The organism is Photobacterium pectinilyticum (assembly GCF_024357955.1).
Lineage (GTDB): Bacteria > Pseudomonadota > Gammaproteobacteria > Enterobacterales > Vibrionaceae > Photobacterium > Photobacterium pectinilyticum.
Genome location: NZ_JANEYT010000098.1, coordinates 1 through 16,652, shown reverse-complemented (window position 1 = coordinate 16,652; position 16,652 = coordinate 1). Strand labels below are relative to the sequence as shown.

The following is a 16,652-nucleotide window of genomic DNA, read 5'->3' as shown; positions in this document are numbered from 1 at the left end:
TAGAAATACCTTTTTGAAACTGAACCTGATTCTTAGCCATGATAATAGCCTCATGAACTGACTTATCATCAGTATAGCTAACAGGGCTGAGTATTAGTGGTAATCAGGTAATTCTTTGGAGTTTTGGACTGGTGAGAACCCGATTAGTGGACAGGGACATATTTTTGATACTGAAACAGATACGTGGCTAGACGTCAACAGCAGTATTGATGAATCATTACATTCAGCACCGATTAAAATAAGTGCATCAGAATAAATCTTATCTCTATTGATATGGATTTAATTAATCTGAAATAGTAAGTAGTACTCTTAGGTCCTTGCCCTTACCGCTGAAGTAAGGGCTTTTTTTTATTCATTCTTATCACTTTTTACAACATTACGAAAAAATCCTGCAACGATATACTTTTCGAATCGGTTACTTAACCATGCCGCGGCAGTGCTTTTGTCTGGTAAATATAAATACCTTGTCCTCGCATTTCACTATTGAGCATCCCCCCGCTTGATCAGATCGCATTAAATTGGTCGCTTACCCCTAAGTGGTTGATCACCTGTCATTGTTGTGAATGGTTTGAGGCCGGGCTGATTGTATACACATTAGCTGGCCTTTTAGGGGGTACAAGTTAGGTTTTTCAGATATTGGGTTGGAGTCAGCTTGATATGCTTCTTCATCGCCCTAGAGAAGTTAGAAGGGTCGGAATAGTGTAATTTCTCCGCGACTGCCTGAACACTCAAACCTTGCTGGAGTAACTCCATCGATTTTTCTATCTTCTTCTGGTTGATGTAGTCTCTGAACGTCGTGTTGTGCTGGATGAATAAGCGCTGTAATGTTCGCTCTGATACACCGAATAGGTGCGCAACAAAATCAATATTAAAATGCTCTTCCTGCCAGAAGGTGTTGACAATTCCTTTCACCCGGGTTATTGAGCATCCAAGTCTTTGCTCGGGATGGCGCTTTAACGGCACCATGTCAGTAAGACTAAAATCAATGGGTACGTAACTGTAGCGTGTACCATAACAGACTTTTTTTTCGGTTGTTTGCCCCACGATCTTGGCTTTCGGAGTGCAATGATGATCAAAAGCTAAATACCTAGGCTGCCATGAGGCACCAAGATGTGCTTTTAATAGGTTGATAATCAAGAATGTGGTGAACTCATTGGCATGTTCATAGCTTGTATTCGTCACTTTGAGCGAACTCTGGTGGCAAATTCGAAATTCTCCATTGTAACTCTCAAACCACAATTTGAAGTGGGAACCTTGTAGGTGTTGGAGGGACAACAGTGTATTGAGTAGATCAGATATCTCTACAATGTTGACCAATTGCTTGTTGAGTTCTGGGTGGAGTGCCTGATTACCAACATGTTGTGCGGCATGGAAGCCGATGTCTCTATGTCCTGAAGCCTTTGATGCCGAGTCAATAATGAGCCCGATGACATGGGAGGGTATATACAGGTTAGGTGTTGCCAAGGTTTCTTTATTAATACGAAAGCGCTTGAGAAGCTGTGATGGATCACGACCATGTTCATCGAGAAAATGAATAAATGGGGTGCTCAGTGCTGCGCGGCAAACAGGTAGTGAACTCATGATTCGCATAAATAGTGAATAAGATAGGAACTGTATGCGACAACACCTTAAATACAGCTGAATGGCTAATGGTATTTCATGGCCAAATGATTGCAGAAATGGACTTTACTCGAGAGTTATTTTTTCCGTCTTTATCTTAGCGCCTCAATGGGTGGAAGTCTCTGTCACTGATGACTTCGAGCGGCATTTCAACAGTTTTTACTTATTCTGATGCGTACTTGGAAATCGGTGTAGAGTGATAATGCAAGGCTGCTTGTACCACAAGCAGTTGTTGCGGCTAATATTTAGTTATATCTTTAATTAAATTTTTAAGGTTATGGGTAAATTACCATAACCTTTTTGTGTTGGAGAAAAGGTATGTCAGAGAAGGCGTTGCCAGAGAGCGTACTCTGTATAGAAGATGTATGGCAGCAATATCAGACAAGCCTGAAGCGCTTTTTGCAGTCGAATGTTTCATGTCCTGATGATGTGGATGATTTGCTACAGGAGATCCTTATCAAGACCTATCAACAGATTAATACTGTTAAGGACAAGAACAAACTGAAACCTTGGTTGTTTCAACTCGCCAATAACACCATCATCGATTTCTATCGTAAGCGTGCCCGCAGCAAGGGCGTTACGAAGGATGAACTTTGGTATACCGAGGGGGATGAAACGGTTCATCATCAGCTTTCCCACTGTATTATGCCGTTCATCCAAGCATTGCCTGAAGACGACGCCCAGTTGCTCAGTGCAATTGAGCTCAATGGTACATCACAGAAAGACTATGCCGAACAGCATGGGGTGAAGTACTCAACCTTGAAATCGAGAGTCAAAAAAAGCCGTGAGAAACTCAATCGTTTATTCAATGAATGTTGTGAAATGAAAGTAGATAGGCGTGGAAATATTATGGGTTTCGAGAGAAAGGATAAATGTAAAAAGTGCTAGGTGAGAGTAGCTAGAGCACTGATTAATATTATGAATATTCCTGAATGTATTTTTGAGAAAGTGGTCCGCACCATAGGTGTTGAACGCGTAAAAAACGTAGAGCACATACAGAGCTTGTGGAGCGGTTATGGTGAACTGGTGAGGCTGCACGTCGACGGAGGTAATACTTCGTCGGTCATCGTGAAATACATTGTCTTGCCTGCAATTAATCCGGACTCTCAATTGCACCCAAGAGGCTGGAATACATCGCGGTCGCACCAACGTAAATTGGATTCCTATCTAGTTGAAGTGAATTGGTATCGTGAGTATGCCAACCTCTGTCAGGCTCCGGTGCCAAAGTGTTTAATGGTCGAACAGAAAGAGAATGAAATCCTGCTCGTGCTGGAAGACTTAGCCACGATGGGATACAACGAAGTCCATAAGCATGTCGAGAGCCCTGCGGTCTTGGCTTGCTTGCGCTGGTTGGCCCAGTTTCATGCTCAGTTTATGTCTTGCCGCCAAGCGATAAAGCCACAAGGGTTATGGCCGACAGGGACGTATTGGCATTTGGCGACTCGGCCAGATGAACTGGCTGTGCTTGAAGATTTACCATTGAAAGCGGCAGCCGGAAAGATAGATACCACCTTGGCTTGTTGTAAATACCAAACCTTGGTGCATGGTGATGCCAAGCTGGCTAATTTTTGTTTTACACCCGAGAGTAATGATCCTGCATCGGTCATCTCGGTTGCTGCGGTCGATTTCCAATATGTCGGTGGCGGTTGTGGTATGAAGGATGTTTGCTTGCTGCTTAGCAGTGTGTTGGACTTTAACGAAAGCGAGAGCCAGATCCAAGCTTACCTTGATGAGTATTTTGCTACATTGAAGCAGTTCTTGTTTGAGTATCACCCCAATATTGATGGTGACGATGTCGAACAGCAATGGCGACCGTTATACAGCGTTGCTTGGGCGGACTTCCAGCGATTTGTGAAAGGTTGGTGTCCTGATCATTGGAAGATCAACCCCTATACCGAGCAGCTTACTGACACAGCGTTACGATGGTTGGCAAAAGAATGATTGGCCAATACAACTGAACCATAATGTTTTGGCCGGAAAGGGCGGTGTTTTAATTATCTAGGTTCACAATTCTAGATTATTGCCTCACTATGAGTTTGGAAGCTTATGTTATATACCCAAGTTACTTGGGTATACACGCATGAGGCTGATCCCCCCGCGTTTCTCCACAATAACGGCGCGAAATGGAGTTTTAAATGGTTACCCAAGCATCGACAAAGCGATTTAAGCATTTTTACGCCTCCGACCTTAGAGGGCTCGGGCAACTAGCCACTCAAGCGACAGTGGGTGCAACACGTATCGCTGAAGGCGTACACCAGTCGGTTTGGCGTACGATGGGGATACCGAGTGGGTCAGTACCCGATAAAACCCGAGGTCTCACCGGTTTCGTGTATAAGAATATTTATACGGTGACCGAATTGGTGGGAAGTGGGATCGATAAAATTCTAGAAAAGCAACAGCCTTGGCTTGAATCACTTGACGAAGATAAAACCGAAACAGTGGCGCGCATTTCAGTCCTGTCAGCCCTAAATGGTGTGATGGGTGATCAACTGGTGGAAAAGAACAATCAGTTTGCGATCTCGATGACTTTTTATTATCAGCAAGTGCCCTTGCTGTTAGACGATAATTTGCCATTAGACGCGCCTTTACCTAGCTTCCCTATTCCACAGGCGAAAAGCAAAGTGCTGCTGATGATCCATGGTTTATGCATGAATGATCGGTTATGGCAGGGGAAACATGATGGTGTCGAGGTCGATCATGGTCAGCTACTATCTGCCTCACTGGGCTATACCCCAGTTTACCTTCGTTATAACACGGGTTTGCACACATCGCAGAATGGTAGACAGTTGTCTGAGCTCATCGAGCAATTTGTCAAAAAATGGCCAACGCCGATAGAGGAGTTGTCTATTGTTGCTCATAGCATGGGCGGGTTAGTGGCAAGAAGTGCGGTTCACTATGGCCAGAAACAGGCAATGCAGTGGCCCGATATATTGAAAAAAATGGTGTTTCTGGGTACACCTCATCAAGGGGCCCCTTTAGAGCGGATAGGTAATAAGTTTGGCGTTATTCTCAGTAAAACACCCTATACAGCGCCTTTTAACCTACTCAGTAACCTTCGTAGTGCGGGGATCACCGATCTTCGCTATGGCAATGTGATTGATGATGATTGGCAAGGAGCCGATCGCTTTCATAACATGCCCGATGAGCGCTGTGGTGTACCATTACCGCAAGGTGTTGACTGCTTTGCGATAGCGGCCACAACAGCAAGCCAAAAGAGCTTGTTAGCCGAGCGATTAATTGGTGACGGCCTTGTACCTTTAAACAGTGCCTTGGGGTGCCACACGGTTAATGAACGTCATCTTATGTTTGCTGAGTCCGATCAGAAAGTGTTTTACGAGATGAAGCACAATGATTTGTTGAGTGATCCGCAGGTCACTCAACAGCTTGAACTCTGGTTGCGCTAATCCTATTCCTATTGCCCGCCAGCAGGGTGATGGGCAATCCAGTGTTTGGCGATATCGGTACGGGTGGTGACCCAGATATCGTCAAATCCGCTGATATAGTCGAGGAACTTCTTCAGTGCCTGAATACGTCCAGGCTTTCCTAAAATCCGGCAATGCATTCCAATTGACATCATCTTCGGCGATGTTTCTCCTTCTTCGTACAAACAATCAAACGTGTCTTTGAGGTACTGGAAAAACTCTTCACCATGGCTAAAGCCAAAGGGGGAGGAAAAACGCATGTCATTGACATCCAAAGTGTAGGGCACCACCAGATGTGGCTTTTCGCCCGATGGAGTATCAAGCGTGGTCCAAAATGGCAGGTCATCACCATAGTAGTCGGAGTCGAACAATATAGAGGGGTGCTCGGCCAGCAACTGGCGGGTATGCTTTGAATCACGGCCGGTATACCAACCTACCACCTGCTTTCCTAAAAGACTTTCTATACGGGTAAGTGCCTGCGCCATGTGTTCGCGCTCTTCTTCAACCGGCATATGCTGGTGGTGGATCCATTTCAGGCCGTGACAAACGACATCATAACCATTATCTATGATGGCTTGGGTAACAGCTGGGTTTCGCTCCAGCGCGGTGGTGATGGCAAAGATGGTCAATGGCAACTGGCGTTTTTCAAATTCATTGAAGATCCGCCAGACACCACTGCGCGAACCGTATTCATACAAAGATTCAATGCTCATATGGCGGTCAGGATAGGCTTCCGCGCCTGCAATTTCTGAAAGAAAAGTTTCGGAATGAGTATCACCATGTAGGATGCAGTTTTCGCCACCTTCCTCGAAATTAAGTACGAATTGCACAGCCAGTTTAGCATTATTGGGCCAATTGGCATGGGGTGGTTTGCCGGCATAGCCCGCCATATCTCTGGGTTTGAGGGTGGCATTGCGCGACAGTAATGCGTCATCGTTGCTCATGGGCTAGTCCTCCTTGCCTGCAGTATTCGACCAGTGCTGGTAGCGACCAGTGAATGGTTTAGTGGGGGGCGGGGCATAGGTTGAAATCTTTGATGTAGATAAGGATAGCCGATGGAGGGATTCAACCATGCTGACAGCGGCGGTTACTCCGTCAATTACGGGAACACCAAGTTCGCTTTGTAGGTCTGACACCAAATCTGACATCCCTGCACAACCGAGCACAATCGCCTCGGCGCCATCATGCTGCAGGGTTTGCTGACAAGCTGCTAAAAGTTGCTTGAAGGTGGCATGATCAGTTTGCTCCAGTGCCATAACGGGCAACTCGATTGCTCGAATGGCGCAACAGCGTTCCGCTAGACTATAGCGTTGCAGTAAGTGCTCGGCGGTGGGAATTGTCCTAGCAAGGGTGGTAACGACTGCGAAACGATTAGCAACAAGGCTTGCAGTGTGAAAAGCCGCTTGGGCAATACCGATCACTGGTGCTTTGGTTAGCTCTTTGACGGCATCAAGCGCCGGGTCACCAAAACAGGCGACGATATAGCCATCTGGTTTACTCTCTTCTTGTTCGCATTCGCGGATCACTTCTAGCAATCCGCTTGAAGCGAGCACTTCATCGCGGGCACATTCAATCGTTTCTGGCCCATGCAGGGGAGAGCAGGCGGTAATTCTCGTGGTTGGCAGGGCGATGTGTTCAGCGCAGAGGGCAATTTTATCTGTCATTCCCTTGCAGGTATTGGGGTTGATAAGTTGGATCCGCATCCGTGGGCTCCTAAATGTAGAATTAATGAAAAAGTGAATTGAAATCGACGGCTTTATTGTCGCTATCGGAAACAAGGCTGTTTTGAATCACTTTTAGGTGATGGGTCATCCACTTCATCGCAGATTCTTCTTCACCGTTATCAAGTAGCGAAACTAACTCGGCATGACTACCACAATCACAACCGACGCTGTGCTTTGTGCCAAAAACGGCAATGGTCAAAGACGAACGAAAGGCGAGTTGTTCAACAAACTGGCTTAGGGTGTGATTGTTGGCGATTTTGGCTAACTCAATATGGAACAATGCAGTGTATTTGATTGTAGCGGCAAAATCGTTTTCGGCTTTCGCTTTATCTTCAAGTGCGATGATAGTGCTGAGGTTCTTAGCATCAGACGGTTGCCAGTTGGCGATAATAGTGGGCAGCAAGTTGGTTTCAATAAGTACTCGGCTGTCAAAGACTTCTTGGGCCTCAGTTGCTGTTGGTGTTCTGACTTCTGCCCCTTTATTCGGCTGGATGGTAATAAAGTTTTCAATCGCGAGTCGCTGAAGAACCTTTCTAATGGCGGTTCGGCTAACGTTAAATCGCTCGGCCAGTTTATCTTCTGGTAGCCGAACGCCAGGCTCTAATTGCTGGGCCACAATCGCATCACGAATTTTTAGATAAATAGCATCATATTGAATCATGATCGTAAATCCATTCAATTCATTAAGTACAATATAAGTATAGACTGTATACAATTAGACTAATTTATTTTTTACAACAAAAGCAATAAACAAATAATAAAATGCGATATAACGAAGATTAAGCCCTATAAGGGGGCATGTTTGCATCATGATGATGCAAACATATTGTTGCTGAGTAATGTTCGACACCTTAAACCTTGGGTTATAGCTATTTTCAATATTGGCACGATGATTGTATACATTAAATGTATACATAGATTGTATACATTACTTGGAGGGAGCCAACTATGAATAAGGAAATTACGGGTGTTAACGTCAGCCCCAGATTAATCAATGATGACTTGGCGCCAGAGAAAGAGCAGAAATGGGGATGGTATAGTATTTTTGCTTTTTGGATGTCTGATGTTCACTCTGTTGGTGGGTATGTTTTTGCTGCCAGTTTATTTGCATTGGGTTTAGCCAGTTGGCAAGTCTTTGTTTGCTTAATTTTGGGTATATCTATTGTTCTATATTTTGCTAACTTAATGGGTAAACCAGGACAAAAAGCGGGCGTTCCTTTTCCTGTTGTTTGTCGTATGTCATTTGGTGTTTTAGGCGCTAATATTCCCGCGGTAATTCGGGGCCTCATCGCTGTTGTTTGGTATGGAATCCAAACATTTTTGGCCTCAAGCGCGTTTATTGTTCTTATCCTTTATTTTGCACCTGAATACGAACGGTATACCGAAGGCTCATTCCTGGGTCTATCTCCTCTTGGTTGGTTCGGGTTTATTTTTATGTGGGTCACCCAGGCGATGGTCTTTATGTTTGGTATGGGGGCTATCCGTAAGTTGATCGACTGGTCAGGTCCAGCTATTTATTTGGCAATGACGTTGTTAACAGGCTGGATGGTCTACAAGGCAGGCTGGCAAAATATAGACTTCAACTTAAGTGAGTCATCACTAACAGGCTGGGAAGCGTTTACTCAAATGGCTGTTGCTACCGCATTGGTTGCAGGATATTTTGCAGGTCCGACACTCAATTTTAGTGACTTCTCTCGTTACTGTACCTCTTATAAAGACCTAAAGCTTGGTAACTTCCTCGGCTTACCGATTAACTTTGTGTTGTTCTCACTATTTAGTGTCATCATCGTTGCCGCTTCGATGCCGGTATTTGGTGAGATAATTACCGACCCAATTGAAACAGTTAACCGTCTTGATAATGGTCTAGTCATTATTCTTGGCGCGTTTACCTTTATTCTAGCGACCATAGGTATCAATATTGTTGCTAACTTTGTTGCTCCAGCTTTTGACTTTTCAAATGTTTCACCACAAAAAATCAGCTTTAAAATGGGTGGGTTTATTGCTGCAATTGGTTCGGTGTTAATTACGCCTTGGAACTTATTTAACAACCCAGAGGTTATTCATTACACCGTGGATGTGCTGGCTGCAGTGATTGGTCCACTTTACGGCATCATCATTATTGATTACTTCAAAATCAGGAAGCAGGAAATTGATCTCTCGGCCCTATATACCGAAGATAAAACAAGTCGGTATTGGTATCAGGGTGGTGTGAATAAAAAAGCGGTTTATGCCTTAATTCCATCTACTGCCGCTGCGTTATTTGCCTCATTTATTGTCGTAGATCTAGCTCATTATTCACTATTTGTGGGCGGTATTCTTGGCGCACTCAGTTACTGGTTCCTAATGAGCTATGAGTGGCAGTTGAATGTAAAAAAACGCACTCACATTAGTTTTAATGAAGTGTAAATCTAAATTAGAAAGACATAATAATTAAAACAAGCAACGCCAGTTGGAATTGGAATCAGTAAAAACATTATAAATAAGGATATAGTTATGTTTAATAAAACGTTAGTTGGTTTTTTCAGCCTGTTACTGTGTTTGAGCTCTTTTATTGTCAATGCCTCGCAGCTCGAAGATATAAAGACCAGTGGGGTGATTAAAGTGGCTGTACCGCAAGACTTTCCACCGTTTGGTTTTGTCAGTACGGATATGAGCTTGCAGGGTTACGATATTGATATGGCTGAGTACATTGCCAAATCAATGGGCGTTCGTTTGGAGTTGGTACCTGTAACCAGTGCTAACCGGGTTCCTTACCTGCAAACCCGTAAAGTCGATTTGATTATCTCTAGCCTGGGTAAAAATGCTGAACGTCAGCGTGCGATTGATTTCAGTGCAGCCTACGCACCGTTTTTCCTTGGTGTGTTTGGTAAAGAAGGAGTTGATGTTAGTTCGGTTGAAGGACTTTCTGGTCAAGTTGTTGGGGTCACCCGCGGATCGGTTGAAGATATTGAATTGAGCAAACTTGCTGGTAAAGATGTGACCATCCGTCGCTTCGAAGATAACAATACGACTATCTCTGCTTATGTTTCTGGCCAGGTAGATTTGATTGCTACCGGTAACGTGATTGCTAGCGAAATTGCGACAAAATTCCCGAAACGTCATCCTGAAACCAAGTTTGCTATCAAAAACTCTCCTTGTTTTATCGGTGTTAGAAAAGGTCAGAAATCACTGTTAACTGAAGTGAACAGTCTGATCCAGCAAGCCTATACCGAAGGAAAGCTCAATGATATGTCAGTTAATTGGCTGAAATTGCCTTTGCCTGCTGATTTAGCATCTTAAGAGGTGGCAATGGATTACCAACTCGATTTTTCAGGGCTTACGCCATACTACGGTGACCTGATCCAGGGTATTTGGATCACTGTTCAACTCGCTGTAGTGACCACATTGTTGGGGGTCGGTGTTGGTATCCTCGGGGCGGCGGTACGTATCCGCCCCGCAGGGGTACTCAAGCGACTGGTCGGCGCTTACGTGGAAGTGGTCCGTAATACGCCTTTCATTGTTCAGCTGTTTTTTATTTTCTTTGGTCTGCCCGCTATCGGTATCAAGCTTTCGGCATGGGAAGCGGGGGTGATCGCTATGGTGGTCAACCTTGGTGCTTACAGCACTGAGATTATCCGTGCTGGCATTGAAGCAATACCTAAAGGACAGTGGGAAGCTGCTAAAACGCTAGGTCTTAAACCCACTCAGGTGTTTGTTCGGGTGATATTACCGCAGGCGTTCCATCGGATTTCGCCTGCTTTGATCAGTCAGTGCATTATCGTCATGCTCGGCTCATCGGTACTGTCTCAGATTTCCGTTGAAGAGCTGACGTTTACCGCCAATTTTATTCAGTCACGTAATTTCTTGAGTTTTGAGTCTTATTTGGTATCGGCAGCTATCTATCTTGGCTTGGCTTTAGTGATGCGGTGGGTATTAGTGCAGCTTAGCAACAAGTTGTTCAAAACCCATGTGATGGGGAGGGTTGCGTGATGGTTGAATTCACCGACTGGGATATTTTTCGTAACCTTGCCCTTGCCGCTCGTTGGACAGTGCTGCTGTCTATCATCGCTTTTATTGGTGGGGGCGTTGTAGCGGGGATCTTACTGTTGCTTCGGATGACCAAGAATGTCCTGCTGGTGGGGCTAGTCAGAGTGTATACCGAGGTTTTTCAGGGCACACCATTATTGATGCAACTATTTTTGGCCTTTTTCGGTTTGTCTTTGCTAGGCATTGATATTGGTGCATGGACTGCAGCCAGCTTGGCAATGACGTTATTTACTAGCGCTTACCTATGTGAAATCTGGCGTGGTTGTATCGACTCTTTGCCTAAGGGGCAATGGGAAGCGAGTCGCACCCTGGGGCTTAATTACTTTCAAACCATGCGTTATGTGATTGTGCCGCAGTCTGTGCGTGTGGCAACAGCACCGACCATGGGGTTCTCTGTTCAGGTGGTAAAAAATACTGCGCTGGCATCAATTATTGGTTTTGTTGAACTGACTAAGGCGGGGACAATGCTCAACAACGCCACCTTCGAACCTTTTAAGGTCTTTTCCCTTGTCGCGCTATTTTATTTTGCGATTTGTTATCCGCTCACCCGGTATAGCAAGTATTTAGAAAGGAAGCTCAATGTCGCTGGTTAGTATCGATCAAGTACACAAATTCTATGGTGAGAATCATGTTCTTAAGGGCGTCGATCTCAAAGTAAAGGCTGGTGAAGTGGTATCGATCATCGGTAAGTCTGGATCGGGAAAAAGTACGCTGCTGCGCTGTGTTAACGGGCTTGAAAATTATCAGGAAGGCGCGATTGTGGTTGCCAACCAAGCGGTGACCGATGATGACTATCAACTACGTCAGCTGAGCCGAAAAGTGGGGATGATTTTCCAAGGATTTAATTTATTTCCCCATATGACAGCGGGTGAAAACGTTATGTTGGCCCCAAAGTTGGTTTTGGGCAAGGGCCCAGAAGAGTGCCGAGAGCTGGCAATGGCGGTGCTGGAAAAAGTGGGTATGGAAGAAAAGTTCGATCAGTATCCAACCAGCATGTCCGGTGGTCAGCAGCAACGGGTCGCCATAGCTCGCTCCCTTGCCATGGCGCCAAGCGTGCTGCTGTGTGATGAGATCACTTCGGCACTCGATCCAGAGTTAGTCGGAGAGGTTCTAAAAGTTCTCGAAAATTTGGCCAAAGATGGCATGACTTTAATTCTGGTGACCCACGAGATGAATTTTGCCCGTGATGTGGGTGACAGGGTGGTGTTCATGCACCAAGGAAAGGTATGGGAAACCGGCGCCAGTGAAGAGGTGTTCGCCAACCCGAAGACCCCTGAATTAAAGCAATTTCTATCGTCGGTTTTATAGGGGGGGGGGGAAATGGATCAAAGTGTTTATTGCAGCCAGGGACCAAGTGTATTACCACCACTGACCTTACATGGGCCCTTGCAAGGATATAATTTTGTTTTCAAAGATTTATTTGATGTTGAGGGCTATATTACTGGCGCGGGTAACCCCGCTTGGTTGGCTACACATCAACCAGCTAAGCAAACCTCGCCGTTGATTTTGAGACTGCTGGCGAATGGTGCCAAGTGTACCGGCCGGGTACAAACTGATGAACTGGCCTACAACCTCAATGGCCAGAATGTTCATTATGGAACCCCGATTAATCCTGTTGCCCCACAGTGTTTACCTGGCGGTTCATCAAGTGGATCGGCGGTGGCTGTTGCTCGTGGTGATGCTCATTTTGCAATCGGGACTGATACCGGTGGCTCTATAAGGGTTCCTGCTAGTTATTGTGGTTTGTTCGGTTGGCGTCCGACCCACGGGGTGCTCTCACTTGATCATGCATTTTCACTGGCGCCTTGTTTTGATACCGCCGGGGTGCTAGCGCGCGATATGGCCGTACTTGATAAAGTAACTCAGATCCTGATACCGGATCAGGATAATCAGGCTTTTATGGATGAAAAAACAACATTTGGAATGGCAGTAGATAAGGGCTTGTTTGATCTTGTTGATCAGCCTGTTGCCGCTGAGATCCAATCTTTTTTGAAGAAGCTTGAGAATGGTAATCGCGATCAATGCTATGTCAATGTGCTCGACACATGCGGTGTAACAACCGGTGAACTTGCCCAGTGGTTTCGGGTGATCCAAGGGCGCAGTATTGTCGGTGAGCATCAAGACTGGTTGTCATTCCACAAACATACACTGGAGCGCGGTATTGTTGAGCGGGTCGATAGGGCATTCAGCATAACTGATCAGCAATACCATGAGGCGCTTGAGCAAGCTGAACGGTTCAAACGGCGTTTTTTGGAAGTACTGGAAGGTTGTGGTGGCTGGCTGTTGCTCCCAACGACTCCTGGACTTCCTCCGCTTCGGAATGCTTCTCCTGAAAGCTTGGTAGCGTATCGTCAGACTCTACTGGGCTTTACCGCCATAGCCGGTTTGTGTGGATTGCCTCAGTTGCATTTGCCTTTGGGTCTTTTGAGTGGCAAGCCATTTGGACTGTCATTACTTGGTTTACCGAATTCGGATTTGGCGCTAATTAACCAAGCTAAAAGGCTGATGGCTTGTTTTAGCAGTAAATAAAATGAAGATTAAGGAAGTACCGTGACAAATCCAACTTTTGAAACCTTGAATCCACCACAGCGTTTACTTATGGGGCCGGGGCCAATCAATGCCTATCCTCGCGTGCTGCAAGCCATGTCGAACCAGTTGATTGGCCAATATGATCCTGTAATGACAGGTTACATGCAGCAAGTACAGCAGCTCTACCGTGGCGTATTTAATACCAGCAATGAGGCCACGTTACTCATTGATGGCACCGCCCGGGCAGGTATTGAGGCCGTATTGGTTTCAGCATTAAAGCCGGGAGACAAGGTACTGATCCCTGTAATCGGACGCTTTGGTCATCTGCTGTGTGAAATCGCCTATCGTGTTGGTGCAGAGATCCGCACGATTGAAGTGGAGTGGGGGGAAGTGTGTGATCCGGCTTTGATTGAAAAAGAGATCAAAGCTTTCCAGCCTAAAATGCTGGCTACGGTACAAGGCGATACATCGACCACCATGAATCAGCCACTGGCCGAAATCGGTGAGATATGCAGCCGGTATGGTGTGCTGTTCTATTGTGATGCAACGGCTTCGGTCGGCGGTAATGCACTGAAAGTGGACGAATGGTATTTGGATGCTGTTTCTGTCGGTTTGCAAAAATGTTTGGGTGGACCGTCGGGTAGTGCACCTATCACCCTGAGTGATGGCTTTGTCAATGAAATCAGCAAGCGCCGCCATATCGAACTGGGCCTGCGTACCGAACAACACAGTGCGGGTAGCGAGCCGATGATCCGCTCTAATTATTTTGATTTACCTATGATCCTTGATTACTGGGGAGAAGAACGGTTGAACCACCACACGGAAGCCACCACTATGCTTTACGCCGCCCGTGAGTGTGCCCGCTTGTTTTTAGAAGAAGGGGAAAACGCTGTTCTTGATCGACATGAAGTTGCCGGTCAGGCCATGGCTCAGGGACTAGAAACCATGGGACTGAAATTGTTCGGCAACCAGAAATATAAAATGAACAATGTGGTAGGCGTTTATATACCGCAACATATTGATGGAGAAGCGATTCGCAGCGAGCTTCTGAACTTGTTCGGCATTGAAATTGGCACCTCGTTCGGTCCGCTCCACGGCAAAATATGGCGGATCGGGACCATGGGGTACAACGCCCGTCAAGAAGCGGTGTTGTCTACACTTGCGGCGTTGGAAGCTGTACTGGTCAAGCATAAAGCAGCGATCAATACCGGCGTTGGTGTTCAGGCTGCGATGACGTGCTATGCCGCACACTTTCAAGCACAAAGTGTACTTGCAAAATAGGAGTGCGTATGACTGATATGAGTTTCCATGTTTTGGCTGAGAAAGTACTGGCCCAAACTGAATACCTTGCCACGCTGAGCGAATCATCAACGGAGTTAACCCGTTGTTACCTAACCGAACAACATCAACAAGCAAATCAGGCGGTTCATGACTGGATGCAGAATGCTGGGATGCAGACATGGACCGATGAGGTCGGCAACGCTTGGGGGCGCTTGCCTGCATTTGGTGATGAAGCCCGCTGCGACAGTTCACTGACACCTAGAGTCATTATCGGCTCCCACATCGATACCGTCCGAAATGCCGGTAAATATGATGGTATGTTGGGGGTGTTAGCAGGGATCGCGGTTGCAGTAAAACTCAATACCCGAACTTTACCGTTTCACCTAGATGTCGTGGCCTTTGGTGACGAGGAAGGGACACGTTTTGGTCAAACATTAATTGGTTCATCTGCTGCTGCGGGGGAGTGGGATCCTAATTGGCTCAAATTGGTTGACGATAGAGAGATTAGCCTTGAAAAGGCGATGCGCGAGTTTGGGCTAGTGCCTGAAATGGCGAAACAAGCCAGTTGCGCAGCCGATCCGGTGAAAGCCTATTTAGAGCTTCATATTGAGCAAGGTCCGGTATTGGAAGCCAAAGGGCTGCCTGTCGGCGCGGTAACCGGTATTGCGGGCGCTAAGCGCTATCAATTCGAGGTGACTGGCATGGCGGGTCACGCAGGGACGGTCCCCATGGGACAGCGACAAGATGCGCTAGCTGGTGCTGCCGAGATGGTATTGGCTATTGAGTCAATAGTTAATAACCTAACTCAAGTGGTTGCTACTGTTGGGCAGTTTTCAGTTACGCCTGGTGCGGTTAATGTGATCGCAGGCAAAGCTGGCTTTAGTCTAGACATCCGAAGTCTGGATGAGGCTGCATTGGCGAAGGCTGAGCGTGCGATATTTCAGCAGGTGGATGCCATCGCTGCACGTAGAGGGTTGCTAGCCTGCCATAAAGAAATCCATCGTGCGTCGAGTGTTAATTGTTCTGCGGTGTTGACGGAGGTTATCGCCTCGGCTTGCGAAAAAGTGACAAAACAAAGCCCGCTTAGCTTGCCCAGCGGGGCAGGCCATGATGCGATGGCGATGGCACGCTGTTGTCCAGTTGGTATGGTGTTTGTGCGTTGCGACAAGGGGATTAGCCATCACCCGGATGAAGCGGTTGAACTTAATGATGTTGCTGCCGGCATTGAGGTGTTGTTTGAATCTGTTTGCTCCCTTGTTGGTCTCGATGAGAGCACTTCAATAAATACGCAACGAGAAGAGTTAATGGGAGAGCTGTAATGATTGAACGGCAAATTGATTTGTTGCCTGATCTCTGTGATGCATATGGTGACGATGTCACATTTATCCCGATCCCATTTCAGCATTATGGCGCTAAGGCTACCTTCTTCGGGCAGGTTGTTACCTTGCACTGCTTTCATGATAACCAGCTGTTGATTGATACTTTGCAGCAGGATGGCAAGGGAAAAGTGTTGATGGTTGATGGTGCTGGCTCACTGGCAAGAGCATTGATTGGCGATCAGTTTGCCCAACTGGCTATTGATAATGGCTGGGAAGGTATTGTGATTAACGGTGCTATTCGTGATGTTGCCCAATTGTCGCAGATGCCAATAGGGATTAAAGCGCTGGCGCCATGCCCTTTCCGGGCGGATAAAGAGGGGCAGGGAGAGTTGGGTGTTCAACTATTGCTGGCAGGGACAACCGTAAGTGATGGTGATTTTGTTTATGCCGATCTCAATGGCGTGTTGGTTAGTCAAAGGTTGCTGTTAGCGTGTTAATCACCGCTTCTCAGGTGACATATGTTACTTCTTTAAAAAGGAAAACCCAGTGGCGAGGCATTGCCACTGGTTTTTTTTTATTTCAGGCTATTTTTCATCTTGGTCTTCAAACAACAGGTTGATAGCAATGCTCACCAATATCAAGCCAAGGATAGGCGTTATACCAAACTGGAAAATTAACTGGTCAGGTTGATCCACTCTCTTGAACACATTTTTGATACCCTTTGGGGACTC

The 16,652-nt window shown here is 46.2% G+C and carries 17 protein-coding genes; 13 read left to right on the top strand and 4 right to left on the bottom strand.

The window, feature by feature from the left end; translation table 11 throughout:
- Positions 1 to 115: 115 nt before the first annotated feature.
- A complete protein-coding gene (locus NHN17_RS26160; protein WP_507237163.1) occupies positions 116 to 256 on the top strand; it encodes a hypothetical protein in 141 nt (46 codons plus the stop codon).
- A 350-nt stretch (positions 257 to 606) separates the two neighbouring features.
- Here NHN17_RS26160 and NHN17_RS23240 read toward each other — a convergent pair whose 3' ends face one another.
- A complete protein-coding gene (locus NHN17_RS23240) occupies positions 607 to 1,581 on the bottom strand; it encodes a helix-turn-helix domain-containing protein (RefSeq protein WP_255045042.1) in 975 nt (324 codons plus the stop codon).
- A gap of 357 nt (positions 1,582 to 1,938) precedes the next feature.
- On the opposite strand from NHN17_RS23240, the gene sigZ reads away from it, so the two are divergent.
- The 3 genes from sigZ to NHN17_RS23225 all read left to right on the top strand — a co-directional run bounded on the left by sigZ (position 1,939) and on the right by NHN17_RS23225 (position 5,024).
- Complete coding sequence (gene sigZ / locus NHN17_RS23235; protein ID WP_255045041.1) at positions 1,939 to 2,508, top strand: RNA polymerase sigma factor SigZ; 570 nt, start codon at positions 1,939 to 1,941, stop codon at positions 2,506 to 2,508.
- Between the two features lie 30 nt (positions 2,509 to 2,538).
- Positions 2,539 to 3,561, top strand: a complete 1,023-nt coding sequence (locus NHN17_RS23230; protein ID WP_255045039.1) for a phosphotransferase — start codon at positions 2,539 to 2,541, stop codon at positions 3,559 to 3,561.
- A gap of 194 nt (positions 3,562 to 3,755) precedes the next feature.
- On the top strand, positions 3,756 to 5,024 hold the full coding sequence (locus NHN17_RS23225) for a PGAP1-like alpha/beta domain-containing protein (RefSeq protein WP_255045038.1): 1,269 nt from the start codon (positions 3,756 to 3,758) through the stop codon (positions 5,022 to 5,024).
- Positions 5,025 to 5,032: 8 nt separating this feature from the next.
- Here the strand turns inward: NHN17_RS23225 and puuE are convergent, their stop codons facing one another.
- From puuE to NHN17_RS23210, 3 genes are read right to left on the bottom strand one after another with little or no spacing between them, the layout of a single operon-like run.
- On the bottom strand, positions 5,033 to 5,986 hold the full coding sequence (puuE, locus tag NHN17_RS23220) for an allantoinase PuuE (protein WP_373689588.1): 954 nt from the start codon (positions 5,984 to 5,986) through the stop codon (positions 5,033 to 5,035).
- A 3-nt stretch (positions 5,987 to 5,989) separates the two neighbouring features.
- Positions 5,990 to 6,745, bottom strand: coding sequence for an aspartate/glutamate racemase family protein (locus tag NHN17_RS23215; protein WP_255045037.1), 756 nt, complete (start codon positions 6,743 to 6,745; stop codon positions 5,990 to 5,992).
- A 22-nt stretch (positions 6,746 to 6,767) separates the two neighbouring features.
- Positions 6,768 to 7,427, bottom strand: a complete 660-nt coding sequence (locus NHN17_RS23210; protein WP_255045036.1) for a GntR family transcriptional regulator — start codon at positions 7,425 to 7,427, stop codon at positions 6,768 to 6,770.
- A gap of 287 nt (positions 7,428 to 7,714) precedes the next feature.
- Here NHN17_RS23210 and NHN17_RS23205 point away from each other — a divergent pair, with 287 nt between their 5' ends.
- From NHN17_RS23205 to NHN17_RS23165, 9 genes are all read left to right on the top strand, one after another.
- On the top strand, positions 7,715 to 9,172 hold the full coding sequence (locus NHN17_RS23205; protein ID WP_255045035.1) for an NCS1 family nucleobase:cation symporter-1: 1,458 nt from the start codon (positions 7,715 to 7,717) through the stop codon (positions 9,170 to 9,172).
- Between the two features lie 87 nt (positions 9,173 to 9,259).
- Positions 9,260 to 10,045 carry a transporter substrate-binding domain-containing protein gene (locus NHN17_RS23200; protein ID WP_255045034.1) on the top strand — a complete coding sequence of 262 codons (786 nt, stop codon included), beginning with the start codon at positions 9,260 to 9,262 and terminating at the stop codon, positions 10,043 to 10,045.
- A 9-nt stretch (positions 10,046 to 10,054) separates the two neighbouring features.
- A complete protein-coding gene (locus NHN17_RS23195; RefSeq protein ID WP_255045033.1) occupies positions 10,055 to 10,735 on the top strand; it encodes an amino acid ABC transporter permease in 681 nt (226 codons plus the stop codon).
- Positions 10,735 to 11,385 (top strand): amino acid ABC transporter permease, encoded by a 651-nt coding sequence (locus tag NHN17_RS23190; RefSeq protein WP_255045045.1) that lies wholly within the window; start codon positions 10,735 to 10,737, stop codon positions 11,383 to 11,385. The genes NHN17_RS23195 and NHN17_RS23190 overlap by 1 nt, the downstream gene beginning before the upstream one ends.
- Positions 11,372 to 12,100 (top strand): amino acid ABC transporter ATP-binding protein, encoded by a 729-nt coding sequence (locus NHN17_RS23185; protein ID WP_255045032.1) that lies wholly within the window; start codon positions 11,372 to 11,374, stop codon positions 12,098 to 12,100. The genes NHN17_RS23190 and NHN17_RS23185 overlap by 14 nt, the downstream gene beginning before the upstream one ends.
- A gap of 12 nt (positions 12,101 to 12,112) precedes the next feature.
- Entirely contained in the window at positions 12,113 to 13,321 is a 1,209-nt protein-coding gene (locus tag NHN17_RS23180; RefSeq protein ID WP_255045031.1) for an amidase, read from the top strand.
- 21 nt (positions 13,322 to 13,342) lie between these two features.
- On the top strand, positions 13,343 to 14,602 hold the full coding sequence (gene pucG / locus NHN17_RS23175; RefSeq protein ID WP_274137304.1) for a pyridoxal-phosphate-dependent aminotransferase family protein: 1,260 nt from the start codon (positions 13,343 to 13,345) through the stop codon (positions 14,600 to 14,602).
- Between the two features lie 8 nt (positions 14,603 to 14,610).
- A complete protein-coding gene (locus NHN17_RS23170) occupies positions 14,611 to 15,921 on the top strand; it encodes an allantoate amidohydrolase (RefSeq protein ID WP_255045030.1) in 1,311 nt (436 codons plus the stop codon).
- Complete coding sequence (locus NHN17_RS23165; RefSeq protein WP_255045029.1) at positions 15,921 to 16,418, top strand: putative 4-hydroxy-4-methyl-2-oxoglutarate aldolase; 498 nt, start codon at positions 15,921 to 15,923, stop codon at positions 16,416 to 16,418. The genes NHN17_RS23170 and NHN17_RS23165 overlap by 1 nt, the downstream gene beginning before the upstream one ends.
- The last annotated feature ends 234 nt before the right edge of the window (positions 16,419 to 16,652 follow it).